The organism is Enterococcus camelliae (genome assembly GCF_042685105.1).
GTDB lineage: Bacteria > Bacillota > Bacilli > Lactobacillales > Enterococcaceae > Enterococcus_G > Enterococcus_G camelliae.
Genome location: NZ_JBHUMO010000044.1, coordinates 114,967 through 139,309, shown reverse-complemented (window position 1 = coordinate 139,309; position 24,343 = coordinate 114,967). Strand labels below are relative to the sequence as shown.

Here is a 24,343-nt window from a genome sequence, read left to right as displayed (position 1 = left end):
TTCAGTGGGTCAAAAAGTACATCCAATTGGAATGCGTGTAGGCATTATCCGTGACTGGGATGCAAAATGGTATGCTGAAAAAGAGTATGCTGATTTTCTACACGAAGATTTAAGAATTCGTAAATTCATCGCATCTAAACTTGCTGATGCCGCTGTGTCAACAGTTGAAATCGAACGCGCTGCAAATCGCGTGAACGTATCAATTCACACAGCTAGACCAGGTATGGTTATCGGTAAAGGCGGATCTGAAGTCGAAAACCTAAGAAAAGAATTAAATAAATTAACTGGTAAAAAAGTAAACATTAACATTGTAGAAATCAAAAAACCAGATTTAGATGCAAAATTAGTTGGCGAAGGCATTGCCCGTCAATTAGAAGGTCGTGTGGCTTTCCGTCGTGCACAAAAACAAGCAATCCAACGCTCAATGCGTGCAGGCGCTCAAGGAATTAAAACTCAAGTATCAGGTCGTTTAAACGGTGCGGATATCGCTCGTAGCGAAGGATACTCTGAAGGAACAGTTCCATTACACACATTACGTGCGGACATTGATTACGCATGGGAAGAAGCAGATACAACATACGGAAAACTAGGAGTTAAAGTGTGGATCTATCGTGGAGAAATTCTTCCAGCTAAAAAGAACACTGAGAAAGGGGGGAAATAAGCATGTTAGTACCTAAACGTGTAAAACACCGTCGTGAATTCCGTGGAAAAATGCGTGGAGAAGCGAAAGGTGGAAAAGAAGTTGCTTTTGGTGAATATGGCTTACAAGCTGTAGAATCACATTGGTTAACAAACCGTCAAATCGAAGCAGCACGTATTGCCATGACTCGTTACATGAAACGTGGTGGGAAAGTATGGATCAAAATTTTCCCTCATAAATCTTATACTGCCAAAGCGATTGGGGTACGTATGGGTTCAGGTAAAGGGGCTCCTGAAGGTTGGGTATCTCCAGTAAAACGTGGAAAAATCATGTTTGAAATTGCTGGTGTACCAGAAGAAGTAGCTCGCGAAGCATTACGTCTTGCTTCACATAAATTACCAATGAAAACGAAAATCGTAAAACGTGAAGAAATGGGTGGTGAATCGAATGAAGGTTAAAGAAATCAGAGAATTAACCACTGCCGAAATGCTAGAACAAGAAAAACAATTAAAAGAAGAATTGTTTAACTTGAGATTCCAATTAGCTACAGGTCAATTAGAAAACACTGCACGTATTAAAGAAGTTCGTAAATCGATTGCACGCATTAAAACAGTGTTGCGTCAACAAGCTAACTAATTTTGGAAGGAGGCCCATTTAACGTATGACTGAAGAAAGAAACCAACGCAAAGTTTATCAAGGTCGTGTGGTATCCGACAAAATGGATAAAACTATCACAGTTGTGGTTGAAACAAAGAAAAATCACCCAATCTACGGTAAACGTATGAACTATTCTAAGAAATACAAAGCACACGATGAAAACAACGAAGCAAAAGTTGGCGATATCGTGAAAATTATGGAAACTCGTCCATTATCAGCTACGAAACGTTTCCGTCTAGTAGAGATTGTTGAAAAAGCAGTGATTATTTAATCATACGAGATTTTCCTATATAGATTGAATTTGCAAAATCTGAAAGGAGGATACACATCGTGATCCAACAAGAAAGTCGTTTAAAAGTTGCTGACAATTCAGGCGCTCGCGAAATCTTGACAATCAAAGTCCTTGGTGGTTCAGGTCGCAAAACTGCGAACATTGGAGACATCATTGTTGCTTCGGTTAAACAAGCAACGCCAGGCGGGGTTGTCAAAAAAGGCGACGTTGTTAAAGCCGTTATCGTTCGTACAAAAACAGGCGCTCGTCGTGCAGACGGTTCTTACATTAAATTTGATGAAAATGCTGCGGTAATTATCCGTGACGATAAGAGCCCACGTGGAACACGTATCTTTGGCCCAGTTGCTCGTGAACTACGCGAAAACAACTTTATGAAGATCGTTTCACTAGCACCAGAAGTTCTATAATTGTCACTTATTCTAAAGGAGGTGCGAAACAGTAATGTTTGTTAAAAAAGGCGATAAAGTTAAAGTTATCACTGGAAAAGACAAAAACAAAGAAGGCGTTGTATTAGCAGCGTTTCCGAAAAAAGATAAAGTCGTTGTTGAAGGTGTAAATGTTATGAAAAAACACCAAAAACCTTCTCAAGCTGCTCCTCAAGGTGGAATCGTTGAAGTCGAAGCACCAATTCATGTTTCTAACGTGATGGTTATTGATCCTTCAAACGGTGAAGCTACACGTGTGGGCTACAAAGAAGTCGACGGTAAAAAAGTCCGCGTTTCTAAAAAAACCGGTGAAGTTCTAGATAAATAATCAAACGAAGGAAGGAGGAGCTTACTAAATGAACCGCCTTAAAGAAAAATATACGAGTGAAGTGGTTCCATCATTGATGGAAAAGTTTGAATATAGCTCAATCATGGAAGCACCAAAAGTTGATAAAATTGTTATCAACATGGGTGTGGGTGATGCAGTATCAAACGCAAAGAATTTAGATAAAGCAGTAGAAGAATTACAATTAATTTCAGGTCAAAAACCTTTAATTACGAAAGCAAAAAAATCAATCGCTGGATTCCGTTTACGTGAAGGAATGCCTATTGGAGCAAAAGTAACGCTACGTGGCGAAAGAATGTATGAATTCTTAGATAAATTAGTCTCTGTATCTCTACCACGTGTACGTGACTTCCATGGTGTGAGCAAAAAAGCATTTGACGGACGTGGAAACTATACGTTAGGTGTGAAAGAACAATTAATCTTCCCAGAAGTAGATTATGATTTGGTAGATAAAGTACGTGGGATGGATATCGTTATTGTAACGACAGCAAACACAGATGAAGAATCTCGTGAGTTGTTAACGCAATTAGGCATGCCATTCCAAAAATAAAAAAAGGAGGCGAACTACGTGGCTAAAAAATCAATGATTGCTAAAAACAAACGTCCAGCAAAACACTCAACTCAAGAGTATACTCGCTGTGAACGTTGTGGACGTCCACATTCAGTTTATCGTAAATTTAAACTTTGCCGTATTTGCTTCCGCGAACTTGCCTACAAAGGTCAAATTCCCGGCGTGAAGAAAGCTAGCTGGTAAACAAGTAAACTCGCATAAAGGAGGTAAATCATCTAATGGTCATGACAGATCCAATTGCAGATTTTCTAACTCGAATTCGTAATGCCAATATGGTGAAACACGAAGTTTTAGAAGTACCTGCTTCAAAAATCAAACGTGATATTGCAGAAATCTTAAAAAATGAAGGTTTCGTTCGCGATGTTGAATATATCGAAGATGACAAACAAGGCGTGATCCGTGTCTTCTTGAAATATGGAAAAAATGGTGAACGTGTTATCACTAACTTGAAACGCATCTCTAAACCTGGCTTACGTGCTTACGTAAAATCTGACGAAGTACCAAAAGTTTTAAACGGTTTAGGAATTGCAATTATCTCAACTTCTGAAGGTGTAATCACTGACAAAGAAGCACGAGCTAAAAATATTGGCGGCGAAGTTGTCGCTTATGTATGGTAATCAAATAAATTACACAAGGAGGTGTCTCTAAGTGAGTCGTATCGGTAATAAAATTGTTGTCCTTCCTGCTGGTGTTGAAGTAAAACAAAACGGAAGTGACATTACAGTTAAAGGACCTAAAGGTGAATTAACACGTACATTCTCTGAAGATATCCAAATGAATATCGAAGGAAATGAAGTAACATTCACTCGTCCTGATGACAGCAAAGAAATGAAAACAATCCATGGAACAACTCGTGCGAACTTCAACAATATGGTTGTTGGTGTTAGCGAAGGCTTCCAAAAAGCTTTAGAATTAATTGGGGTTGGGTACCGTGCTCAATTACAAGGATCAAAACTTGTATTAAGCGTAGGTTATTCACACCAAGTTGAAATCGTTGCTCCAGAAGGTATTACCATTGAAGTACCTGCGAACACATCTGTCATTGTTAAAGGAATTAGCAAAGAAGCAGTTGGTGAATTAGCAGCGAACATCCGTGGTGTACGTCCGCCAGAACCATATAAAGGCAAAGGAATTCGCTATGTTGGTGAATTTGTTCGTCGTAAAGAAGGTAAAACTGGTAAATAATCGTCGTTACGATTATTTAGCCAAAATTGCATAAAAAAAATTAAAGAGGTGACAATTGTGATTTCAAAACCAGATAAGAATAAGACACGTCAAAAAAGACATCGTCGCGTCCGTAACAAAATCTCTGGTACTGCTGAGTGCCCACGCTTGAACATTTTCCGTTCTAACAAAAACATCTACGCTCAAATTATTGATGACGTAGCGGGTGTGACGCTAGCAAGTGCCTCTGCCTTAGATAAAGAAATTTCAGGTGGAAACAAATCAGAACAAGCACAAGCTGTCGGTAAATTAATCGCAGAACGTGCAACAGAAAAAGGTATTAAAGTAGTAGTCTTTGACCGTGGTGGATACCTTTACCATGGCCGTGTAGCAGCTTTAGCTGAAGCCGCACGCGAAAATGGACTAGAATTTTAGGAGAAGGAGGAACACCATTCATGGTTTATATTGATCCAAAACACTTGGAATTAGAAGACCGCGTCGTTGCGATTAACCGTGTTACAAAAGTTGTAAAAGGTGGACGTCGTTTACGTTTCGCAGCTTTAGTCGTTGTTGGCGATAAAAATGGACACGTTGGTTTCGGTACTGGTAAAGCACAAGAAGTACCAGAAGCAATCCGTAAAGCTGTTGAAGATGCTAAGAAAAACCTAGTAGAAGTGCCAATGGTTGGTTCTACAATCCCTCACGAAGTAATCGGTGTATTTGGCGGTGGACGTATCTTAATGAAACCTGCTGTAGAAGGTTCTGGGGTAGCTGCTGGTGGACCAGTTCGTGCCGTATTGGAATTAGCTGGGGTATCTGATATCACATCTAAATCATTAGGTTCAAACACACCAATTAACGTTGTTCGCGCAACTGTTGACGGTCTAAAACAATTAAAACGTGCTGAAGAAGTAGCTTCACTTCGCGGCAAATCAGTTGAAGAAATTATCGGGTAAGGAGGACAACTATAATGGCTGAATTAAGAATTACATTAAAACGCAGTATTATTGGACGTCCTCAAAACCAACGCGCAACTGTAAAAGCGTTAGGTCTTGGTAAAGTGGACAGTTCTGTGGTAAAACCAGCCAATGATGCAATCAAAGGTATGGTCAACACAATCGCTCACTTAGTGGACGTAGAAGAAGTTTAAAAATTTGGATTTAGTTTGATTAAGGAGGTGCCAAACCATGAATCTTCATGAATTAAAACCTGCAGAAGGCTCTCGTCAAGTGCGTAATCGCGTTGGACGTGGAACATCATCTGGTAATGGTAAGACAGCAGGGCGTGGACAAAAAGGTCAAAAAGCACGTTCAGGTGGCGGTGTACGTTTAGGATTTGAAGGGGGTCAAACACCTTTATTCCGTCGTTTACCAAAACGTGGATTCACAAATATTAACCGCAAGGAATATGCAGTTGTAAATGTGGAACTTTTAAACCGTTTTGAAGATGGAGCTGAAATTACACCAGTTACTTTAATTGAAGCTGGAATCGTGAAAAATGAAAAAGCTGGAATTAAAGTATTGGGTAACGGAGAGTTAACGAAAAAATTAACGGTAAAAGCTGCGAAATTCTCTAAAACAGCAGAAGAAGTCATCGTAGCTGCTGGTGGATCAATTGAGGTGATCTAATGCTTAAACTTTTGAAGGATGCTTTTAAAGTTAAAGATATTCGCTCAAGAATTCTATTTACAGTATTGATATTGTTTGTATTTCGTATTGGTGCGCACGTTACTGTGCCTGGTGTGAATGCAAATCGACTTCAAGATATCGCAGATTTACCATTTTTAGGTATGTTAAACCTGGTAAGTGGTAGTGCCATGCAGAACTTCTCCATTTTTTCGATGGGGGTTTCCCCGTACATTACTGCATCAATTATTGTTCAATTGTTGCAAATGGATATTGTTCCTCGTTTTGTGGAATGGTCGAAGCAAGGTGAAGTGGGACGTAAAAAGCTCAATCAAGCAACACGGTATCTAACCTTAGTGCTTGCATTTTTGCAATCAATGACATTAACAGCGGGCTTTAACTTTTATACCCAATATGGATTTGTTAACAATCCTAACTGGAAAACATTTGTAACAATTGGGATTATCTTAACTGCAGGAACGATGTTCGTTACATGGTTAGGAGAACAAATTACTGAAAAAGGAATCGGAAATGGCGTGTCAATGATTATCTTTGCCGGCATTATTTCAAGATTACCTGTTAGTGTGAAGGAACTCTATGAAGATTATTTTGTGAATGTCCCTTCTTCTGACTTATGGAAATCTGGAATTTTTGTAACAATTTTGATCATTGCCGTATTAGTTATCGTAACGCTTGTCACATATTTCCAACAAGCAGAACGTAAGATTCCTATTCAATACACCAAAAGAATTACCGGTGCTCCAACAAGTAGCTACTTACCATTAAAAGTAAATGCTGCTGGAGTTATCCCTGTCATTTTTGCTAGTTCATTTATTACAACTCCGAGTGCGATTATCCAAGCATTAGGAAGTTCCTATCAAAACGAATCTTGGTATTCGGTTATAACAACCATATTTAGTTACAATACCGTGCCTGGTGCAACAATTTATACAATTTTGATTGTAGCATTTACTTTCTTCTATGCATTTGTTCAAGTCAATCCAGAAAAATTGGCGGAAAACTTGCAAAAACAAGGAAGTTATATTCCAAGTGTTCGACCTGGTAAAGGAACGGAAGACTATGTTTCAGCAGTTTTAATGCGATTGAGTACAGTTGGTTCTATCTTTTTGGGACTAGTTGCATTGGTTCCAATCATTGCACAAATGATTTGGAATTTACCACAATCCATCGGACTAGGTGGAACGAGTTTGTTAATTGTAATAGGTGTTGCTTTGGAAGCTGCTAAACAGCTTGAAGGATTAATGCTAAAACGTCATTATACTGGCTTTATGAATTAACAAGTGATTGAAGTGTTGAGGAATTTACCTCAACACTATTCAAGAACTTATAAGGAGGAAGCAGAATGAACCTCGTTTTAATGGGTCTTCCTGGTGCAGGAAAAGGGACTCAAGCAGAAAGAATTGTTGCTGCATACGATATTCCGCATATTTCGACTGGAGATATGTTTCGTGCGGCAATGGCAAACAAAACAGAATTAGGATTAAAAGCAAAATCATACATGGATCAAGGCGAATTAGTTCCTGATGAAGTCACCAATGGCATTGTGAAAGAACGCTTAGCTGAACCTGATACGGACCATGGCTTCTTGTTAGATGGCTTTCCCCGTACACTTGATCAAGCCAAAGCTTTGGATGCAATGTTAAATGAACTTGGAAAGAAACTGGATGCGGTGATTGAGATTCATGTCCCTGAATCTATTTTAGTTGATCGATTAACTGGACGCTTCATGTGCCGTGATTGCGGTGCAACCTATCATAAAGTATTCAATCCGACAAAGGTTGAAGGAACCTGTGATAAATGTGGTGGCCACAATTTTTATCAACGTGAAGATGATAAGCCTGAGACGGTCAAAAATCGTCTAGCTGTCAATATCAAAGGTAGCGAACCAATTCTCAAGTATTACAAAGATCAAGGTTTGTTGCAATCTATTGATGGCAATCGTGAAATCGATGCTGTATTTGCAGATGTAAAAAAAATTATCGAGTAACGATCGATTGCCGACACACAGGTGCAATGACTTTTTCTTGATGTATTTGCAGAAACATGTTACAATGTTTCAGTCTGACTTCTAGCTTTAGAAGTCTTGAAGATTATTAGGTGGAAGCATTGCATTCCGCCGTTTTATCGTGTGAAAATGCGAAAAAGTACAAGGAGGTACTGTGCGTGGCAAAAGAAGATATGATTGAAGTCGAAGGTACAGTCGTCGAAACTTTGCCGAATGCAATGTTTAAAGTCGAATTGGAAAACGGACATCAAGTTCTAGCAACTGTTTCAGGAAAGATTAGAATGCATTACATTCGAATTCTGCCTGGAGATAAAGTAACGGTTGAGCTTTCACCGTATGATTTGAACCGTGGCCGTATTACATATCGCTTTAAGTAATTGTACTCCGTAAAACCACAGGAGGTATTATCATGAAAGTAAGACCATCAGTAAAACCAATGTGCGAACATTGTAAAGTAATTCGTCGTAAAGGACGCGTTATGGTGATTTGCCCAGCAAATCCAAAACATAAACAACGTCAAGGATAATCGGAGGTGTAACAAGCTATGGCTCGTATTGCAGGAGTAGATATTCCTCGTGATAAACGTGTAGTCGTTTCTCTTACTTATATTTATGGTATTGGAAATACGACTGCTAAACAAATTTTAGCAAACGCTGGTGTTTCTGAAGAAGTTCGTGTTCGTGATTTAACGAATGAACAAACAGATGCCATTCGTGCTGAAGTTGATAAGTTAAAAGTTGAAGGTGATTTACGTCGTGAAATCAACTTAAACATTAAACGCTTGATGGAAATCGGTTCATACCGTGGTATCCGTCATCGTCGTGGATTGCCAGTTCGTGGACAAAACACGAAAAACAATGCACGTACTCGTAAAGGCCCGTCTAAAACAGTCGCAGGCAAGAAAAAATAATTGATTTTAAAGTGAAGGAGGTTATAACTTCATGGCAGCAAAAAAAGTGAGTCGTAAACGCCGTGTGAAAAAGAATATTGAAGCTGGGATTGCACATATCCATTCAACATTCAACAATACAATCGTCATGATCACTGATACTCATGGTAACGCGTTAGCATGGTCATCAGCTGGTGCATTAGGTTTCAAAGGAAGTAGAAAATCAACTCCTTTTGCCGCTCAAATGGCAGCAGAAACTGCAGCTAAAGCAGCAATGGAACACGGATTAAGAACAGTAGAGGTAACCGTAAAAGGTCCTGGTTCAGGACGTGAAGCAGCTATTCGTTCATTACAAGCAGCAGGCTTGGAAGTAACAGCAATCCGTGACGTGACTCCAGTACCTCATAATGGGTGCCGCCCTCCAAAACGCCGTCGTGTTTAATGAGTGCTTCTCATTTGAGCAATATCCGTATCGCGTCATTGAACAAGACACTTTTCGTTTGAAAGGGGTAAGAGATAAGAATGATTGAATTCGAAAAACCAAGAATTGCAAAGATTGATGAAGAGAAAGATTATGGCAAGTTCATTGTAGAGCCACTTGAACGTGGTTATGGAACTACTTTAGGAAATTCCCTACGTCGTATTTTGTTATCTTCTTTGCCTGGGGCAGCAATCACTAATATTCAAATAGATGGCGTATTGCACGAATTCTCAACAATAAAGGGTGTTCGAGAAGACGTGGCTCAAATCATCTTGAATATTAAAGGCCTAGCATTAAAATTGTATGGCGAAGATGAAAAAACCCTTGAAATCGATATTACAGGTCCTGCAACGGTCACTGCTGGCGATATTATCGTTGATAGTGATGTGGAAATCCTGAATAAAGATATGTATATCTGTACCGTTTCTGATGGAGCTACCTTCCATGCACGCTTAACAGTGAAGCCTGGTCGTGGGTATGTTCAAGCAGATGAAAACAAAAAAGATGACATGCCAATTGGTGTGTTACCAGTCGATTCTATCTATACACCAGTTCGTCGTGTAAATTATCAAGTAGAAAATACGCGAGTTGGTCGTCGTGATGATTTTGACAAATTAACGATGGAAATTTGGACAGATGGTTCAATTGAACCATTAGATGCAATGAGTTTGGCTGCAAAAATCATGACCGAACATTTAGATATCTTTGTTAACCTTACAGATGAAGCAAAAAATGCTGAAATCATGGTTGAAAAGGAAGAAACACAAAAAGAAAAAATGTTGGAAATGACAATTGAAGAATTAGACTTATCTGTACGTTCTTATAACTGTCTAAAACGTGCAGGTATTAATACTGTACAAGAATTAACGAATAAGTCTGAACCTGAAATGATTAAAGTCCGTAATTTAGGAAGAAAATCGCTAGAAGAAGTGAAAGCCAAATTACATGATTTAGGATTAGGGTTACGTAAAGACGATTAAACCTTTTAAAAGGAGGGAAACCAAGTGAGTTATCGTAAATTAGGTCGCACATCAAGTCAACGTAAAGCGATGTTGCGTGATTTAACAACTGATTTAATCATTAACGAACGTATTGTAACGACAGAAGCTCGTGCGAAAGAAGTTCGTTCAACTACAGAAAAAATGATCACTTTAGGAAAACGCGGTGATTTACATGCACGTCGTCAAGCTGCTGCATTTGTTCGCAATGAAGTTGCTAGCGTACGTGAAGAAAACGAAGAAATCGTTATCGAATCAGCTTTACAAAAGTTGTTTAGTGATATCGCTCCTCGTTATGCTGATCGCCAAGGTGGCTATACTCGTATTTTGAAAACTGAACCAAGACGCGGAGACGCTGCCAAAATGGTTATCCTAGAATTAGTATAAAATCACACTTATCATCATTTTATCGATGCAAAAAGAGTGTTATGATGTTGGAATATTATTCCGAGTCTAGCTCAGCGCTACCCCTTGATTAGTCAAGGGGTAAGCACTCATCATAAGATGTTGGTGTTTTTTTTTACTCTCGATTACCTGTCTTGACAGATGATGGAGAGTAAAAAAAAGCAAATTCTGCTCTGAGTGATTGCGTGCAAGGCTTTTTTTTGGTAGTGTTTTATGAAGAAAGAATAGCGGGGGTAAGAGAATGGAACCGATAGTTAAATTAGAAAATATCACCTTTATGTACCAACCAGAAGACAGCCACCCTGCAATCAAACAAGTATCTCTACAAGTATATCCTGGGGAATGGATTGCAATAATAGGACACAATGGGTCAGGAAAATCAACTTTAGCAAAAACAATCAATGGTTTATTATTGCCTGCGGAAGGGAAGGTCAGTGTTGCTGGCCAATATCTTTCTGAAGAAAATATTTGGACAATCCGAAAAGCAGTTGGGATGGTGTTTCAAAATCCAGACAACCAGTTCGTAGGAGCAACGGTTGAAGATGATGTTGCATTTGGTATGGAAAATCAAGGGATTCCGCGGGAAGAAATGGTGAAAAGGGTAAAAGATGCGTTAGAACAAGTTCGTATGAGTGAATTTGCCACAAGAGAACCAGCGCGCCTTTCCGGTGGTCAAAAGCAAAGGGTCGCTATTGCGGGAGTTGTTGCCTTACGACCAGATATTATTATACTAGATGAAGCAACCAGTATGCTTGATCCAGAAGGACGATATGAAGTGATAGAGGCAATAAAAAAGATTAAAGAGGAAAGTCAACTAACGGTCATTTCAATTACACATGACATTGATGAAGCGGCCAACGCCAATCGAATCTTTGTAATGAAACAGGGCCAGTTAGTAAAAGAGGGGACACCGGAAGACATTTTTTCAGAAGGACCTAAATTAATTGAGCTAGGACTTGACTTACCTTTTCCAGAAAAGCTAAAACAAGTTTTAAAAGATCAAGGGTTAGCAGTCCCTGATTATTATCTATCTGAGGAAGGAATGGTTGATTGGCTATGGACATCCGTTTTGAACAAGTAGATTTCACGTATCAACCGAATACGCCCTTTGAACAGCGTGTGTTGTTTCATCTGGACATGAGGATCAAAGATGGTAGTTATACTGCTATTGTTGGCCATACGGGTTCAGGAAAATCCACATTGTTGCAACACCTTAATGCATTATTAAAACCCACAACAGGCACTGTGACAATTGGTGATCGAATAATTAAGCCAGAAACAAATAATAAAAATCTAAAGCCTATTCGAAAGAAAGTTGGGATTGTCTTTCAATTTCCTGAAGCACAGCTTTTTGAGGAAACGGTAGAAAAAGACATCATGTTCGGACCCAAAAATTTTGGTGTTTCTGATGAAGAGGCGAAACGTTTAGCGAAGGAATACATCGAATTAGTGGGACTTCCAGAAGATGTCTTAGAGAAGTCGCCTTTTGATTTATCGGGAGGGCAGATGAGACGTGTTGCGATTGCGGGAGTTTTGGCAATGGAACCCGAAGTGTTAGTTCTTGATGAACCGACAGCAGGACTTGATCCACAGGGTAGAAAAGAAATGATGGCTATGTTTGATTTGTTGCATCAACAAAAAAAGATGACAATTGTTTTAGTGACACACTTGATGGATGATGTAGCGGATTTTGCCGATTATGTATACGTTCTTGAAAAAGGTCAGTTAGTGAAAGAAGGAACGCCAAGGACAGTCTTTCAAAATGTTGCATGGCTTGAAGAAAAACAATTGGGTGTGCCCACTGCAACGCGGTTTGCTCAAAAATTGATGGCAAAAGGGGTTACTTTTGATGCGTTGCCATTAACGGCGAAGGAACTGGCAACGAGTATTTTAGCCAAGGAGGACCAAAAAAATGATGAATAAGTTAATTTTTGGTCGCTATATACCAGGAGATTCGTTCATTCATAAATTAGACCCTCGAGCAAAGTTAGTGGGCAGTTTTTATTTCATAGGAATTATTTTCTTAGCGAATAATTGGCAAAGTTATCTTTTTTTAGCAGCATTTACGTTAGGTGCTATTGCTCTTTCAAATATTAGTCTCGCCTTTTTCTGGAAAGGTGTTCGACCGTTGCTCTGGTTAATTGTTTTTACTGTGGCGTTACAAATGTTCTTTACATCAGGAGGGACGATTTATTGGCAATGGGGAGTTCTTCGGCTGACAGAATTTGGTGTTCGTAATGGGCTATTTATTTTTTGTCGGTTTGTATTAATTATTTTTATGTCGACATTGTTAACGTTGAGTACACCGCCACTCGAATTGTCTGATGCTTTAGAATATATTTTGCGACCGCTAAAGGTTATCAAATTTCCAGTACATGAAATATCATTGATGTTGTCAATTGCATTGCGTTTTGTTCCAACTTTGATGGATGAAACAGAAAAGATTATGAATGCCCAGCGAGCAAGGGGTGTCGATTTTGGCGAGGGAAATTTAATTCAAAAAATGCAAGCTATTGTACCATTGCTAATCCCATTATTTGTTAGTAGCTTTAATCGTGCAGAAGATCTTGCAACTGCCATGGAGGCACGAGGCTATCAAGGAGGAGAAGGGAGAACCAAGTACCGGATTCTTCATTGGCATCTTCGCGATACATTGGTTGTAGTAGCGTTCATTTTTGTGACAGCATTGTTAATAATTTTGAGAAACTAAAGAAATGAGAGTGTATCCAGAAAGTTTCCCGTTTTTGTAAGAATAAAAAACGGAAAGCGACACGGATAGACTCTCATTTTCGGGAAGGAATGAATCATGGTTAGATACAAAGCACTCATTGCTTATGATGGGACACTCTTTAATGGGTTTCAACGTCAATCAGAGGGAAGAACGGTACAAGAAGAATTAGAGCGAACTTTATCGAAAATGGCAAGCCAGCCGATTATGGTCCATGGATCTGGACGAACGGATGCTAAAGTACATGCACTTGGTCAGGTTATTCATTTTGATTATCCGCAAGCAAGACCTCTTGAAAAAATGCGTTTTGCCTTGGATACGCAAACACCGGAAGATATTGCTGTAATAAAGATAGAAGAGGTGACAGAGGCCTTTCATGCAAGGTATCTTGTAAAGGAGAAAGTTTATGAGTTCCACGTACAAATTGGAAAGCCACGAAGCCCATTTCGGAGGCATTATGCTAGCTATTATCCGTATCCTTTAGACCTGACAAAAATCGAGCGTGCGCTCCCTGATTTACTTGGTACCCATGATTTTAGTGCCTTTTGTGCAAGCGGGAGTTCGGTAGAGGATAAAACACGAACCATCTACGAAGCGACCATGACGTATGATGAGTCGTTGAGTGAATTAGTTTTTACATTTCGTGGTGATGGCTTTTTGTACAAAATGATTCGTATTTTAGTTGGAACCTTATTGAAAATTGGGAATGGTCGCTTGGATGAAACAAGTATTCCTAGCATTATTGCGAGCAAAAATAGACAACTTGCAGGACCGACTGCCCACCCAGAAGGACTCTATCTAAAAGAAGTAAGATACTAAAAAAAACGGACTGAATGAAGATTTCCGCAAGATAATTAGCAATTGAACTCATTATCTTGGTGAATCAATTCATGTACAGTCCGTTTTTTTATTTCATTTATCTTAATATAATTCTAGATACTGTTCGCGTTCCCACTCTGTTACGGCTTGGCCAAATGCTTGCCATTCAATCGTTTTAGCTTCGTAGAAATTGTTGAAAATGTGTTTGCCTAGAGAATCGACAATGACTTGATCATTTTTCAATTCTTCCAGAGAAGCTTGCAAGGTACCTGGTAAATCATAAATATGAGCTGCTTCACGTTCTGCTTCAGTCATCACATAGATGTTGCGGTCAACTGATTTTGGTGGTTCTAATTCATTTTTCACACCGTCTAAACCAGCCGTTAGAAGTGCTGCTAGCGCTAGGTATGGATTTGCGGTTGGGTCAACTGATCGTAATTCTAAACGTGTTGATAACCCTCTTGATTCTGGTACACGAATCAATGGCGAACGATTGCGTCCTGACCATGCAATATATACGGGAGCTTCATAGCCTGGTACAAGACGTTTGTAAGAGTTCACTGTTGGGTTACAAATTGCTGTAAAGGCTTTGGCATGTTTCATCAAACCTGCTAAGAAATGGTAAGCAGTAGTCGATAATTGAATATCGCCATCTTTATCAAAGAAGGCATTTTCAGATCCTTTAAATAAAGACATGTTGCAATGCATTCCTGATCCATTGATACCAAATAATGGTTTTGCCATAAAGGTTGCATGAAGACCATGTTTGCGGGCAATTGTTTTGACAACTAGTTTAAATGTTTGGATGTTGTCACATGCTTCAACGGCATTTGCGTATTTGAAGTCAATTTCGTGTTGTCCTGGAGCAACTTCATGGTGAGATGCTTCTACTTCAAAGCCTAAGTTTTCTAATTCTAATACGATATCACGACGGCAGTTTTCACCTAAATCAGTAGGGGCGAAATCAAAATAGCCACCTTGGTCGTTTAATTCAGTCGTAATGCTGTCATCTGGAGCAAGCTTGAATAGGAAGAATTCAGGTTCAGGTCCTAAGTTAAATGAAGTAAAACCGGCTTTTTCCATATCAGCTAAAGCACGTTTTAGATTTCCACGGGGATCACCAGCAAACGGTGTGCCATCGGGGTTGAAGATATCACAAATTAAACGCGCAACTTTGCCATGTTCACTTTCCCATGGGAAAATCATCCAAGTATCCAAATCTGGGTGTAGGTACATGTCACTTTCTTCAATACGAACAAATCCTTCAATGGAAGAGCCATCAAACATCATTTTATTTTCTAAAACTTTGTCTAGTTGAGAGACAGGGACTTCAACATTTTTAATTGTTCCCATGATGTCAGTAAACATCAGGCGTAGAAAACGCACATGTTCTTTCTCAACAATCGCTTTAATCTCTGCAGCAGTCTTTTTTTCTTTTGGCATTGTTCATCCCATCCTTTTTCCGTTTCGGTTATTCTAACGCTTACCATTCCTGTTTATCTTTCATGTAAAAAAATATAACATGGTTAGCAAGCTGTGTAAACCAATTTTTTTATCAAACGACAGAAAATTCTAAAAATTATTTCTGAAAATAGGGAAAAACCTAATATTATTAGGTTTATGCACATTGGCTTTTCTGGAAACGGTCACGTGAGATAAAAGAACAAAATAAAAAAAGACAAGCCTTTCCTCAACGATAATAAGTTAAGGGAAGAACTTGTCTATGGATTCTTAATCCAGTTCTCCTTTTCATGTTAGGAGAACGGAGGAGAGAATGCTAGTGTTTTTTTCTTTTTTTTTTTGATTGATCCATTGGTAAGAGACAAAAAGCGTCAAGGAGATTAAGCTGCTTGACAGTCCAACTAAAAATCCCGCAGGAAGATAGCTGAAGACCACGGTATGGGTCCCTTTTGGAATCGTAACTTTGACAAACGCATCTTGGAACGATGAAATAGCTGCTTTTTCTCCATCGATGGTTGCACTCCAACCTTTGTCATATGGAATGGTGGTAATCAAGGACTGCTCCTTCGTAGTCGTAATGGTTGTTGAAGCACCTCGATTGGTCGTTTTCATCTCAACCTGTTGCTTTTGAATTGCATTAACGGCTTGTTGGTAAGCGAGCGTATCCAACGCAACCACTTTTGGTGTCTGAAAGGAGACTTGATCCGTCCCATAAAAGCTGGCAGCAAAGGTAATGGTCGTTTCCGTTGGATAATAACCCAAATCATAGTATTGACCATTGATATTCATTTGTGTCTTGCGCTCTGTACCGTTGACACGAATGGTAACGGTAGAACTTTGAAGATCATTATAGTTCGTAGGATACAAGCTTAAATAGGCTTGGGTGTTCGCTGGCACGGTCACGTCCCAGGTCACATCTTTGGCTAAATTACTTGCGATTTCTTTATAGGTTATTTGATTTCCTTGTGGTTCAATCGTTGTATTGGTTGTATTAATGACCCGGATAGGTATTAGCGAATAATAGTCTAAATTTAATCCAGATAAATAATTCATCAAAGTGGTTTGATTGAGTAGATTGTCGTTGTCATAAGTTGTGACAGCTTGATCATCAGTAGGGGCTAAATAACCCAAAGACAATGCGTGTTTATTTTCATACAAGGAGTAATTTCCTTCAGTAGCCTTTTGTTCAAAACCATATTTACTAATGGGCGTAGAAGCGATGTTGTACTTCATACCAGTAAAAGCATCCATCAAAAGAGTGTTGTTGTTGTAACGGATGTTTAGGTTGGTTCCGCTAGAACGAAACCCAAGTTGGTTTAGATAGCTAGAAGAATGGCGATTACGTATGGAGGAGAAGAGACTGACACCACTGTAACCATAATTGATGCTATCATTGGGTGACACCCCATCTAAATTTTCTAAACGATAAAAGGTCTGATTGGTTTCTTTTGTTTGGTCGACAAGTGCTTTAATCGAAGGATACGGGTCTGTATACAAACTTCGAGAGGCATAATTCCAATCATCCAAAATACCATGAATCATGCCGTTTGTATTCAAGCCGACTTCAACGAATGAACAAAGTAATAACAATAAGGAAAATTGTTTGAATGATAGAAGATGAAACGATAAGTTGACTGTGCAAATAGTGTACAGTCCAATAAAAACGAGTGTCAGGACAAAAGAATGAAGATGTAAATAACTGTAATCATGTTTGTTCAGTGTGAAGTAAGTGATTGTAAAGCAAATCAACAGGAATAGATTGCCAGCCAAATAAATAGGAATTCTTTTATACGTTAGTGCTTCCCAACCATATCCAGCTAATAAGATGACAAGAAATGAGAGCAAAAAGGAATAGCGAAACAAAAACATATTCGGGGCATGCATGCCTTGCCATAATAAATTTAGCGGTTGAAAATAAAAACTAGTAATCAATAGTCCAGCCAATAAAGCAAAGCCAAGTTTTTTTTGCCACGGGATGGTGCGTACCAAAAAGTAGAAGAGAAACAATGTTAGAGGAAGCAAACCAATATAAATAAATGGGATGGATCCATATTTTGTTGTATCGTAAACGCCAACCATATTTTTAATAAAAAAATCGAAGACACCCGTAGCCTCTGTTTTCAAGGAAGTGATTTTTGTCAATTCTTCACCGTTTGTTTTTAAATCGAGATAGGTCGGTAACAGAGTAATCATAGCCGTTCCGACGGCGAGAGCTGCTGTAAAAAGATAGCGAAGAAGGCTCTGCTTTACCTCTTTCCATTGGGAGAAGAGAAGTACAAGGTAGTATAGACCAGAAAATAACGCCACCATAAAGCCCATATAAAAATTGGAAATAAACAAAAGCGTGTAACTGGTGAATAATAATCCTGGCCGCTGTTGCTGGATAAGTCGATGAATACCCCAAATAATCAGTGGGAGAAAGGTAAATGTATCTAGCCACATAATAATTTCAGAGTGGGCAATTGCAAAGGACATCAAAGCGTAGCAACTCGATAAAGTTAGTTGGTTCCACCGAGAAAGTTTGAATGTGTGATTCGCAAATAACCAAAAACTAAGTCCTGCTGTCCCTATTTTAATCAGGGTTAGGGCATATAGCGCATCTGGCATATAGTGATTGGGAAAGAACAGCACGAGCGGAGTAAATAAGCCACCTAAATAGTAAGAAACCAAAGAGAGGTAGTTTAATCCGAGTGAAGCATTCCAAGTATAAAAATAACTCTGTTTGCCAAGTAACATATTTTGAAAGCTAGCATGGAAATTTGAAAACTGTGCGAATGCATCGCTGGCAAGAATACTTCTTGTGCTTCCTGGATAAATGCCAATGCTTAAATAAATTCCTGCAAGAAGGAGTGCCGGTAAAAGAAAGCTTGCCCATAAAAAAAAGCGATGGTTGTGCAAATAGTGACGAAAAGTTGACACGAAAATATCCTCCAGTCTCTTAACGTTATAGAATGGTTTCAGTTTACCACATTCTCATCGTTCTAGGTGGACGGGAGGGAAAACGACAAGAAAAATTCATGAAATAAAAAAACCGTTCGTCTGACGAACGGTCCATTACTCATAAAATTTTTCAATTATACGCGTTCTACTTTACCAGATTTCAAAGCGCGAGCTGACACCCAAACTTTCTTTGGTGTTCCATCAACCATTACGCGAACTTTTTGTAAATTTGGTTTAACTGTACGCTTTGTAGCATTCATTGCGTGTGAACGGTTATTTGCACTAGTTGTTTTACGTCCTGTGAAATAGCAAACTTTAGCCATGTGTGTGTTTCCTCCTTTGCCTTGATTGTTAGCCGCTACTTTGGCTCATACTAAATGAATTTATCATAAAGAAGGCAATTATGCAAGAAAAAATTGATCTGCAATTGACTTTTTTTAAGAAAAAAGGTAAATTAAAGGCTGTCATTTTCAAGTAAAATGAAGGATTTCGTTTAGGAAAGGTACTCGTTCTTTTATTTCGATTGTAGCTATGTTAGAATACTATAGTAGAAAATAGGCGAAAAGTCTATTAAGGAGGCTATCTTATGGCTGTAAAAATGAAAAATGCATCTGGCATGATTGAAATTTCAAATGAAGTCATTGCGACAGTTGTGGGCGGTGCAGCAACAGATGTTTTTGGCATTGTCGGTATGGCAAGCAAAAATCAAATTAAAGACAATATCAATGAAATTTTAAGAAAAGAAAATTATTCACGTGGTGTTGTTGTACGCCAAGAAGAAAATGGGATTGCAGTTGATGTTTATACAATTGTAAGCTATGGTACAAAAATTTCAGAGGTTTCACGAAACGTACAAGAAAAAGTGAAGTACAATTTGGAAACGATGCTCGGAATTACCGCGAACTCTGTGAATGTTTTTGTTCAAGGAGTACGAGTGCTGCCCGACTAATAAAATAAGTACAGTTTGTTGATCTTAAGGAGGATTATCAGTGAAAGTAACGAATATAAGTGCGGGCCAGTTCCAAGAAATGGTACAAGCCGGCGCTAATCGTCTACAAATCAATGCAGAATATGTCAATTCTTTAAATGTTTTTCCAGTACCCGATGGGGATACGGGAACCAATATGAATTTATCGATGACGAGTGGAGCGAAAGCTGTCAGTGATTCCGCATCTGAACAAGTAGGCGAATTAGCGAATCGTTTATCAAAGGGATTGTTAATGGGCGCTCGTGGGAATTCCGGAGTTATTTTATCGCAATTGTTTAGAGGATTTGCAAAACAAATTCCATCAGTGGAGACCCTGACTGCTCAAGAATTAGCACAAGCATTTACACGTGGTGTGGAAACCGCCTATAAAGCGGTTATGAAACCAGTTGAGGGGACGATTTTAACCGTTGCTAGAATTGGTGCTGAATTTGGCGAACGGAAAGCTGCTGAAACAGATGATTGTATAGAAGTAATGCATGCTGTTGTGACTGGTTCAAAGCGTGCTTTGGCCAAAACACCTGACTTATTGCCAGTTTTAAAAGAAGTTGGGGTCGTGGACAGTGGTGGACAAGGCCTACTGTTTATTTACGAAGGTTTTTTAGGAGCATTAACGGGTGAGTATCAACCAGAAGAGATTGTTGCAACCCCTGCCGCAATGGATGAAATGGTGAATGCTGAACATCATCGTAGCGTTCAAGGCCAATTAGCAACGGAAGATATCCGTTATGGCTACTGTACAGAAATTATGGTGAAAATTGGCGAAGGACCCACAGTTGATTCCACATTTGACTATGAAACGTTCCGCAATTATTTGAATGAACTTGGAGATTCACTTTTAGTGGTCAACGATGATGAAATTATTAAAGTCCATGTGCACACAGAACATCCCGGTGATGTTATGAATTATGGACAAAAATTCGGTTCATTAGTCAAAATAAAAGTCGATAATATGCGTTTGCAACATGAGACAATTCTAGAACATGACGCCCAAGAAACAGGCAAGCCAAAAGCGCGGTTGCCATATGCAATTGTTGCGATTGCTGCGGGAAGCGGTGTGCAAGAATTATTTAAGAGTTTGGGTGCCAATTATGTCATTAGTGGTGGTCAAACCATGAATCCAAGTACTGAAGATATTGTGAAAGCAATTGAAGAAGTCAATGCTGACAAAGTGATTATATTGCCAAACAATAAAAATATCTTTATGGCAGCTGATCAAGCTGCGGAAGTGGCAGAAATTCCAGTTGCTGTTGTGCCATCAAAGACGGTTTCACAAGGGATGTCCGCAATGTTGGCCTTTAATGAAACAGCTTCTTTAGACGAAAACAAACAGGCGATGACGGACTCATTGGCAGGCGTTGTTAGTGGATCAATTACACACGCCATTCGAGACACGCAAATTGATGGGATTGCCATTACAAAAGGTGATTTTCTTGGGATGATCGATGGAAGCATCGTAGTATCCATCAAAGATATTACTGAAGCTGGGGTCACAACTTTAAGAAAAATGATTACAGAAGAGACTGAAATTGTGACCATCATTATCGGCGAAGAAGGCACTCAAAAAGAAGCGGATGCTTACGCAAAGGTGTTGGCCGAAGAATTCCCAGATATTGAATTGGAAATTCATGAAGGAAATCAACCGGTGTACCCGTACTTATTTGCAGCAGAATAATCCTAAAAAAGCTCGAATCAGTCAATCTTTGGCTTTTTCGAGCTTTTTATTTCGCTAGGAAAGGAAGTGAGTTGGGATGTTAACACAAGCGGTAACTGCTTTAGCAGGTGTAGGAAAAAAGCGTCAAGATGCCTTAGCGGAGCTAGGTATCACAACCATTGAATCGTTGCTAACGTACTATCCTTTCCGTTACGAGGATGTTCAAGAACGACAACTGTCAGAAATTCAAGATCAAGAGAAAGTTACGCTTAAAGGGACGGTTGTTTCTCCCGCAGTGATGAGTCGCTTTGGTTATAAAAAAACGCGGCTTCAGTTTCGAATGATGCAAAATCATGATGTGTTTCAGGTTTCTTTTTTTAATCAGCCCTATTTGAAGGATAAGGTGGTCTTGGCTGAGGAAATAGTGGTCTATGGTAAATGGGATGCCAAGCGCAAGGCACTGACGGGCATGAAAATTTTTGGTAGTGGCAAACAAGATAGTTTTGCACCGGTCTATCATGTAAGCAAACAAATTCGCCAAACGACATTACAAGAACTCATCAAGCAAGGATTTTTGCAATATGGCGAGCAAATCGAGGAAATTCTTCCCATTCAGTTGATTGAGAAATATCGATTGATGGCAAGAAAACAAGCCATTTACGCGATGCACTTCCCAACAAATATGGAGGAATACAAAAAAGCAAAGCGACGCGTGGTTTTTGAAGAATTCTTTTTATTTCAGATGAAGTTGCAAGGACTGAAACAAGCCGAAAAAGCGGAAGTGAATGGTTTGGTCCTTTCTTATGATAGCCAGCTGTTAAAATCCTTTATTAAACAACTTCCGTTCGAGCTAACAGCTGCTCAAAAGCGAGTAACAAATGAGATTTGCGCAGACTTGAAGAGTCCCAAACATATGCAACGTTTGCTGCAAGGCGATGTGGGGAGTGGAAAAACGATTGTCGCAGCTCTTGCACTCTATGCAACTACTACGGCTGGCTTTCAAGGTGCGTTGATGGTGCCAACCGAGATTCTAGCCCAACAACATATGGAAAGTTTTGTTACTCTATTTGATCAGATGGATATAACAATTGCTTTGCTAACAGGTTCAACCAAATCCAAAGAGCGCAAAGAAATTCTGACAGAATTAAAAAATGGCACGATTGATATTTTGATTGGGACACATGCGTTGATTCAAGAGGATGTCGATTTTGCCTATTTAGGCTTGGTCATCACGGATGAGCAACATCGCTTTGGGGTCAACCAACGGAAAATTTTGCGGGAAAAAGGCTGGAAACCAGATGTATTATTCATGACGGCAACACCAATTCCGCGGACATTGGCCATTACTGCCTATGGAGAAATGGATGTGTCGGTGATTGATGAGTTACCAAAGGGAAGAATTCCGATTGAAACGCGATGGGTACGACCACCACAACTGGAAACCGTATTGGAATGGGCAAAAAAGGAAATGGCAAAAGGACATCAAATGTATGTTATTTGTCCGCTAATTGAAGAATCAGAAATGTTGGATGTGCAGAATGCGCAGAAAATTTATGAAGATTTGCAAAGCTTTTTTGAACCAACGTTTGCGGTGGGTTTGCTCCATGGTAGGATGAAGCCGACCGAAAAAGAGCAAATTATGGAACAGTTTAAAGAAAATGAACTGCAAATTTTGGTTTCGACAACTGTGATTGAGGTAGGGGTGAATGTACCTAACGCAACGCTTATGGTGATTATTGATGCGGATCGTTTTGGTTTAGCCCAATTGCATCAATTAAGAGGACGCGTTGGTCGTGGAGCGTCTGCTTCCTATTGTATTTTAGTGGCCAATCCTAAAAATGAGGTAGGAAAAGAACGCATGAAAGTGATGACCGAAACGACCAATGGCTTCATTGTGAGTGAACGGGATTTAGCACTTAGGGGACCAGGTGAAATTTTTGGTCAACGACAATCAGGTTTGCCCGAATTTTTGATTGCCGATATTGTTGAACACGCGAATGTCTTGGAGGTTGCCAAACAAGAAGCAGAATGGTTGTGGAAACAATCCAATTGGCAAGTCGTACCAAGTTACCATGCATTGGCCAATTATTTAGAAGAATCCCATAAGGAAAATGTCTTTTTTGATTAGGGAGTTGTGTTATACTGAAAGCGTCAGAAAGGAGTGCGTCAGACATGAGAATTGCCGTCGATGCAATGGGCGGAGATGATGCTCCCAAAGCGATAGTTGAGGGAGTCATGTTAGCCAAAAAAAAATTTCCCGATATTGAATTTCAATTATATGGGAAAGAAGCAGCAATACGTCAATATGTTACAGATGAAACAAATCTAACCATTATTCATACTGATGAGAAGATTGATAGCGAAGACGAACCGGTCAAGGCTATTCGTAAGAAAAAACAAGCGTCAATGGTACTGGCTGCTCAGGCAGTAAAAGCAGGGCATGCAGATGCCGTTTTTAGTGCAGGTAACACAGGAGCGTTATTAGCCGCTGGTTTGTTTATTGTTGGTCGTATTAAAGGGATTGAACGTCCCGGTTTAATGTCCACTTTGCCAGTGATGACAGGTAATCAAGGATTTGATATGCTCGATTTAGGAGCGAATGCGGATAATAAACCTGAGCACCTATTACAATATGGGATATTAGGATCTTTTTATGCCAAAAACGTGCGGGGGATAGCAAATCCCCGAGTAGCGTTACTAAATAATGGCACGGAAGAAACAAAAGGCAGCGAATTGACCAAAAAGGCTTTTGAGCTACTTAGCCAGGAACCCTCTATTCATTTTATTGGGAATGTTGAAGCACGTGACCTTTTGAATGGGGTGGCGGATGTGGTCGTTACCGACGGATTTACTGGTAATGCGGTGCTAAAAACAATTGAGGGAACGGCCATGAACATTATGGGCGTATTAAAAGAGGCAATCCTTTCCTCTGGGGTAAAGGGAAAAGTCGGGGCCTTGCTTCTAAAAGATAGTCTGCATGATGTCAAAGGAAAAATGGATTATGCCAAATATGGCGGTGCGGTTCTCTTTGGATTAAAAGCACCCGTCATCAAAACGCATGGGGCGACTGGGCCGGCAGCTGTTGCCACAACGATTCAACAAATCCATACGATGTTGACTACCCAGGTTGTCTCTAAATTGGTGAGCCACTTTGAAGAAGAAGTAGACAAAGTGAGTCAATAGTTTCGAGTGCCTGTTCATAGAGGAATACGAAAAAAGGTAGACAAATAGGGAGAG

33 protein-coding genes are annotated in these 24,343 nt (G+C 39.5%); 30 read left to right on the top strand and 3 right to left on the bottom strand.

What is annotated here, in order from left to right; translation table 11 throughout:
- Positions 1-4 precede the first annotated feature (4 nt).
- The 26 genes from rpsC (at position 5) to truA (ending at position 14,066) form a co-directional block, all read left to right on the top strand.
- On the top strand, positions 5-661 hold the full coding sequence (gene rpsC, locus ACFSR0_RS07645) for a 30S ribosomal protein S3 (RefSeq protein ID WP_379981500.1): 657 nt from the start codon (positions 5-7) through the stop codon (positions 659-661).
- Between the two features lie 2 nt (positions 662-663).
- Entirely contained in the window at positions 664-1,098 is a 435-nt protein-coding gene (gene rplP, locus ACFSR0_RS07640; protein WP_379981498.1) for a 50S ribosomal protein L16, read from the top strand.
- Positions 1,088-1,276: a 50S ribosomal protein L29 gene (gene rpmC, locus ACFSR0_RS07635; protein WP_007207621.1), complete on the top strand. Its 189-nt coding sequence runs from the start codon at positions 1,088-1,090 to the stop codon at positions 1,274-1,276. Before rplP ends, rpmC begins: the two co-directional genes overlap by 11 nt.
- A 25-nt stretch (positions 1,277-1,301) precedes the next feature.
- Complete coding sequence (gene rpsQ, locus ACFSR0_RS07630) at positions 1,302-1,568, top strand: 30S ribosomal protein S17 (RefSeq protein ID WP_007207620.1); 267 nt, start codon at positions 1,302-1,304, stop codon at positions 1,566-1,568.
- A 59-nt stretch (positions 1,569-1,627) separates the two neighbouring features.
- Positions 1,628-1,996 (top strand): 50S ribosomal protein L14, encoded by a 369-nt coding sequence (rplN, locus tag ACFSR0_RS07625; RefSeq protein WP_007207619.1) that lies wholly within the window; start codon positions 1,628-1,630, stop codon positions 1,994-1,996.
- A 34-nt stretch (positions 1,997-2,030) separates the two neighbouring features.
- Positions 2,031-2,342, top strand: a complete 312-nt coding sequence (rplX, locus tag ACFSR0_RS07620; protein WP_379981496.1) for a 50S ribosomal protein L24 — start codon at positions 2,031-2,033, stop codon at positions 2,340-2,342.
- A 28-nt stretch (positions 2,343-2,370) separates the two neighbouring features.
- A complete protein-coding gene (gene rplE / locus ACFSR0_RS07615) occupies positions 2,371-2,910 on the top strand; it encodes a 50S ribosomal protein L5 (RefSeq protein WP_379981494.1) in 540 nt (179 codons plus the stop codon).
- An 18-nt stretch (positions 2,911-2,928) separates the two neighbouring features.
- Entirely contained in the window at positions 2,929-3,114 is a 186-nt protein-coding gene (locus tag ACFSR0_RS07610; protein WP_007207616.1) for a type Z 30S ribosomal protein S14, read from the top strand.
- Between the two features lie 35 nt (positions 3,115-3,149).
- Positions 3,150-3,548, top strand: coding sequence for a 30S ribosomal protein S8 (gene rpsH, locus ACFSR0_RS07605; RefSeq protein WP_379981491.1), 399 nt, complete (start codon positions 3,150-3,152; stop codon positions 3,546-3,548).
- A 31-nt stretch (positions 3,549-3,579) separates the two neighbouring features.
- Complete coding sequence (gene rplF, locus ACFSR0_RS07600; protein WP_379981489.1) at positions 3,580-4,116, top strand: 50S ribosomal protein L6; 537 nt, start codon at positions 3,580-3,582, stop codon at positions 4,114-4,116.
- 57 nt (positions 4,117-4,173) lie between these two features.
- Positions 4,174-4,530 carry a 50S ribosomal protein L18 gene (gene rplR / locus ACFSR0_RS07595; protein ID WP_379981487.1) on the top strand — a complete coding sequence of 119 codons (357 nt, stop codon included), beginning with the start codon at positions 4,174-4,176 and terminating at the stop codon, positions 4,528-4,530.
- A gap of 20 nt (positions 4,531-4,550) precedes the next feature.
- A complete protein-coding gene (gene rpsE, locus ACFSR0_RS07590) occupies positions 4,551-5,051 on the top strand; it encodes a 30S ribosomal protein S5 (RefSeq protein ID WP_379981485.1) in 501 nt (166 codons plus the stop codon).
- Positions 5,052-5,065: 14 nt separating this feature from the next.
- On the top strand, positions 5,066-5,245 hold the full coding sequence (gene rpmD / locus ACFSR0_RS07585) for a 50S ribosomal protein L30 (RefSeq protein ID WP_379981483.1): 180 nt from the start codon (positions 5,066-5,068) through the stop codon (positions 5,243-5,245).
- Positions 5,246-5,282: 37 nt separating this feature from the next.
- Positions 5,283-5,723 carry a 50S ribosomal protein L15 gene (gene rplO, locus ACFSR0_RS07580; RefSeq protein WP_379981481.1) on the top strand — a complete coding sequence of 147 codons (441 nt, stop codon included), beginning with the start codon at positions 5,283-5,285 and terminating at the stop codon, positions 5,721-5,723.
- Complete coding sequence (secY, locus tag ACFSR0_RS07575; protein WP_379981479.1) at positions 5,723-7,018, top strand: preprotein translocase subunit SecY; 1,296 nt, start codon at positions 5,723-5,725, stop codon at positions 7,016-7,018. Before rplO ends, secY begins: the two co-directional genes overlap by 1 nt.
- 65 nt (positions 7,019-7,083) lie before the next feature.
- Positions 7,084-7,728 carry an adenylate kinase gene (locus ACFSR0_RS07570; RefSeq protein ID WP_379981477.1) on the top strand — a complete coding sequence of 215 codons (645 nt, stop codon included), beginning with the start codon at positions 7,084-7,086 and terminating at the stop codon, positions 7,726-7,728.
- A gap of 176 nt (positions 7,729-7,904) precedes the next feature.
- Positions 7,905-8,123 carry a translation initiation factor IF-1 gene (gene infA, locus ACFSR0_RS07565; protein ID WP_002288695.1) on the top strand — a complete coding sequence of 73 codons (219 nt, stop codon included), beginning with the start codon at positions 7,905-7,907 and terminating at the stop codon, positions 8,121-8,123.
- A 32-nt stretch (positions 8,124-8,155) separates the two neighbouring features.
- Positions 8,156-8,272 (top strand): 50S ribosomal protein L36, encoded by a 117-nt coding sequence (gene rpmJ / locus ACFSR0_RS07560; protein ID WP_002288710.1) that lies wholly within the window; start codon positions 8,156-8,158, stop codon positions 8,270-8,272.
- An 18-nt stretch (positions 8,273-8,290) separates the two neighbouring features.
- Positions 8,291-8,656, top strand: a complete 366-nt coding sequence (rpsM, locus tag ACFSR0_RS07555) for a 30S ribosomal protein S13 (RefSeq protein WP_379981473.1) — start codon at positions 8,291-8,293, stop codon at positions 8,654-8,656.
- A 31-nt stretch (positions 8,657-8,687) separates the two neighbouring features.
- Positions 8,688-9,077 carry a 30S ribosomal protein S11 gene (gene rpsK / locus ACFSR0_RS07550; RefSeq protein WP_379981471.1) on the top strand — a complete coding sequence of 130 codons (390 nt, stop codon included), beginning with the start codon at positions 8,688-8,690 and terminating at the stop codon, positions 9,075-9,077.
- Positions 9,078-9,157: 80 nt separating this feature from the next.
- A complete protein-coding gene (locus tag ACFSR0_RS07545) occupies positions 9,158-10,096 on the top strand; it encodes a DNA-directed RNA polymerase subunit alpha (RefSeq protein ID WP_379981469.1) in 939 nt (312 codons plus the stop codon).
- A gap of 24 nt (positions 10,097-10,120) precedes the next feature.
- Entirely contained in the window at positions 10,121-10,501 is a 381-nt protein-coding gene (gene rplQ / locus ACFSR0_RS07540) for a 50S ribosomal protein L17 (RefSeq protein WP_379981467.1), read from the top strand.
- 259 nt (positions 10,502-10,760) lie between these two features.
- A complete protein-coding gene (locus ACFSR0_RS07535) occupies positions 10,761-11,600 on the top strand; it encodes an energy-coupling factor ABC transporter ATP-binding protein (protein ID WP_379981465.1) in 840 nt (279 codons plus the stop codon).
- Positions 11,576-12,442 carry an energy-coupling factor ABC transporter ATP-binding protein gene (locus ACFSR0_RS07530; protein WP_379981670.1) on the top strand — a complete coding sequence of 289 codons (867 nt, stop codon included), beginning with the start codon at positions 11,576-11,578 and terminating at the stop codon, positions 12,440-12,442. The genes ACFSR0_RS07535 and ACFSR0_RS07530 overlap by 25 nt, the downstream gene beginning before the upstream one ends.
- Positions 12,432-13,229, top strand: coding sequence for an energy-coupling factor transporter transmembrane component T family protein (locus ACFSR0_RS07525; RefSeq protein WP_379981463.1), 798 nt, complete (start codon positions 12,432-12,434; stop codon positions 13,227-13,229). The genes ACFSR0_RS07530 and ACFSR0_RS07525 overlap by 11 nt, the downstream gene beginning before the upstream one ends.
- Before the next feature lie 96 nt (positions 13,230-13,325).
- Complete coding sequence (gene truA, locus ACFSR0_RS07520; protein ID WP_379981461.1) at positions 13,326-14,066, top strand: tRNA pseudouridine(38-40) synthase TruA; 741 nt, start codon at positions 13,326-13,328, stop codon at positions 14,064-14,066.
- A gap of 102 nt (positions 14,067-14,168) precedes the next feature.
- Here the strand turns inward: truA and glnA are convergent, their stop codons facing one another.
- From glnA to rpmB, 3 genes are all read right to left on the bottom strand, one after another.
- A complete protein-coding gene (glnA, locus tag ACFSR0_RS07515) occupies positions 14,169-15,509 on the bottom strand; it encodes a type I glutamate--ammonia ligase (protein WP_379981459.1) in 1,341 nt (446 codons plus the stop codon).
- A gap of 306 nt (positions 15,510-15,815) precedes the next feature.
- Positions 15,816-18,446 carry a YfhO family protein gene (locus ACFSR0_RS07510; protein WP_379981457.1) on the bottom strand — a complete coding sequence of 877 codons (2,631 nt, stop codon included), beginning with the start codon at positions 18,444-18,446 and terminating at the stop codon, positions 15,816-15,818.
- Positions 18,447-18,601: 155 nt separating this feature from the next.
- On the bottom strand, positions 18,602-18,790 hold the full coding sequence (gene rpmB, locus ACFSR0_RS07505; RefSeq protein ID WP_379981455.1) for a 50S ribosomal protein L28: 189 nt from the start codon (positions 18,788-18,790) through the stop codon (positions 18,602-18,604).
- 263 nt (positions 18,791-19,053) lie between these two features.
- Here rpmB and ACFSR0_RS07500 point away from each other — a divergent pair, with 263 nt between their 5' ends.
- From ACFSR0_RS07500 to plsX, 4 genes are all read left to right on the top strand, one after another.
- Positions 19,054-19,416 (top strand): Asp23/Gls24 family envelope stress response protein, encoded by a 363-nt coding sequence (locus ACFSR0_RS07500; protein WP_251852017.1) that lies wholly within the window; start codon positions 19,054-19,056, stop codon positions 19,414-19,416.
- A gap of 40 nt (positions 19,417-19,456) precedes the next feature.
- The gene (locus tag ACFSR0_RS07495) at positions 19,457-21,127 is read left to right on the top strand and encodes a DAK2 domain-containing protein (protein WP_379981453.1); all 1,671 of its coding nucleotides are present in this window, start codon (positions 19,457-19,459) and stop codon (positions 21,125-21,127) included.
- Positions 21,128-21,203: 76 nt separating this feature from the next.
- A complete protein-coding gene (gene recG, locus ACFSR0_RS07490) occupies positions 21,204-23,234 on the top strand; it encodes an ATP-dependent DNA helicase RecG (protein WP_379981451.1) in 2,031 nt (676 codons plus the stop codon).
- 44 nt (positions 23,235-23,278) lie between these two features.
- Entirely contained in the window at positions 23,279-24,289 is a 1,011-nt protein-coding gene (gene plsX, locus ACFSR0_RS07485; RefSeq protein WP_379981449.1) for a phosphate acyltransferase PlsX, read from the top strand.
- Positions 24,290-24,343: the final 54 nt, after the last annotated feature.

Excerpts from the sequence above, each read along its gene's own strand:
- glnA (WP_379981459.1), bottom strand. The coding sequence starts at position 15,509 with ATGCCAAAAGAAAAAAAGACTGCTGCAGAGATTAAAGCGATTGTTGAG.
- rplE (WP_379981494.1), top strand. The coding sequence starts at position 2,371 with ATGAACCGCCTTAAAGAAAAATATACGAGTGAAGTGGTTCCATCATTG.
- ACFSR0_RS07530 (WP_379981670.1), top strand. The coding sequence starts at position 11,576 with ATGGACATCCGTTTTGAACAAGTAGATTTCACGTATCAACCGAATACG.
- ACFSR0_RS07500 (WP_251852017.1), top strand. The coding sequence starts at position 19,054 with ATGGCTGTAAAAATGAAAAATGCATCTGGCATGATTGAAATTTCAAAT.
- rpmB (WP_379981455.1), bottom strand. The coding sequence starts at position 18,790 with ATGGCTAAAGTTTGCTATTTCACAGGACGTAAAACAACTAGTGCAAAT.
- rpsQ (WP_007207620.1), top strand. The coding sequence starts at position 1,302 with ATGACTGAAGAAAGAAACCAACGCAAAGTTTATCAAGGTCGTGTGGTA.
- plsX (WP_379981449.1), top strand. The coding sequence starts at position 23,279 with ATGAGAATTGCCGTCGATGCAATGGGCGGAGATGATGCTCCCAAAGCG.
- rpmC (WP_007207621.1), top strand. The coding sequence starts at position 1,088 with ATGAAGGTTAAAGAAATCAGAGAATTAACCACTGCCGAAATGCTAGAA.
- recG (WP_379981451.1), top strand. The coding sequence starts at position 21,204 with ATGTTAACACAAGCGGTAACTGCTTTAGCAGGTGTAGGAAAAAAGCGT.
- ACFSR0_RS07545 (WP_379981469.1), top strand. The coding sequence starts at position 9,158 with ATGATTGAATTCGAAAAACCAAGAATTGCAAAGATTGATGAAGAGAAA.
- rplO (WP_379981481.1), top strand. The coding sequence starts at position 5,283 with ATGAATCTTCATGAATTAAAACCTGCAGAAGGCTCTCGTCAAGTGCGT.
- ACFSR0_RS07570 (WP_379981477.1), top strand. The coding sequence starts at position 7,084 with ATGAACCTCGTTTTAATGGGTCTTCCTGGTGCAGGAAAAGGGACTCAA.
- truA (WP_379981461.1), top strand. The coding sequence starts at position 13,326 with ATGGTTAGATACAAAGCACTCATTGCTTATGATGGGACACTCTTTAAT.
- ACFSR0_RS07535 (WP_379981465.1), top strand. The coding sequence starts at position 10,761 with ATGGAACCGATAGTTAAATTAGAAAATATCACCTTTATGTACCAACCA.
- rpmD (WP_379981483.1), top strand. The coding sequence starts at position 5,066 with ATGGCTGAATTAAGAATTACATTAAAACGCAGTATTATTGGACGTCCT.
- rpsM (WP_379981473.1), top strand. The coding sequence starts at position 8,291 with ATGGCTCGTATTGCAGGAGTAGATATTCCTCGTGATAAACGTGTAGTC.
- rplP (WP_379981498.1), top strand. The coding sequence starts at position 664 with ATGTTAGTACCTAAACGTGTAAAACACCGTCGTGAATTCCGTGGAAAA.
- rpsE (WP_379981485.1), top strand. The coding sequence starts at position 4,551 with ATGGTTTATATTGATCCAAAACACTTGGAATTAGAAGACCGCGTCGTT.
- secY (WP_379981479.1), top strand. The coding sequence starts at position 5,723 with ATGCTTAAACTTTTGAAGGATGCTTTTAAAGTTAAAGATATTCGCTCA.
- rplX (WP_379981496.1), top strand. The coding sequence starts at position 2,031 with ATGTTTGTTAAAAAAGGCGATAAAGTTAAAGTTATCACTGGAAAAGAC.
- ACFSR0_RS07525 (WP_379981463.1), top strand. The coding sequence starts at position 12,432 with ATGATGAATAAGTTAATTTTTGGTCGCTATATACCAGGAGATTCGTTC.
- rpsK (WP_379981471.1), top strand. The coding sequence starts at position 8,688 with ATGGCAGCAAAAAAAGTGAGTCGTAAACGCCGTGTGAAAAAGAATATT.
- rpmJ (WP_002288710.1), top strand. The coding sequence starts at position 8,156 with ATGAAAGTAAGACCATCAGTAAAACCAATGTGCGAACATTGTAAAGTA.
- rpsH (WP_379981491.1), top strand. The coding sequence starts at position 3,150 with ATGGTCATGACAGATCCAATTGCAGATTTTCTAACTCGAATTCGTAAT.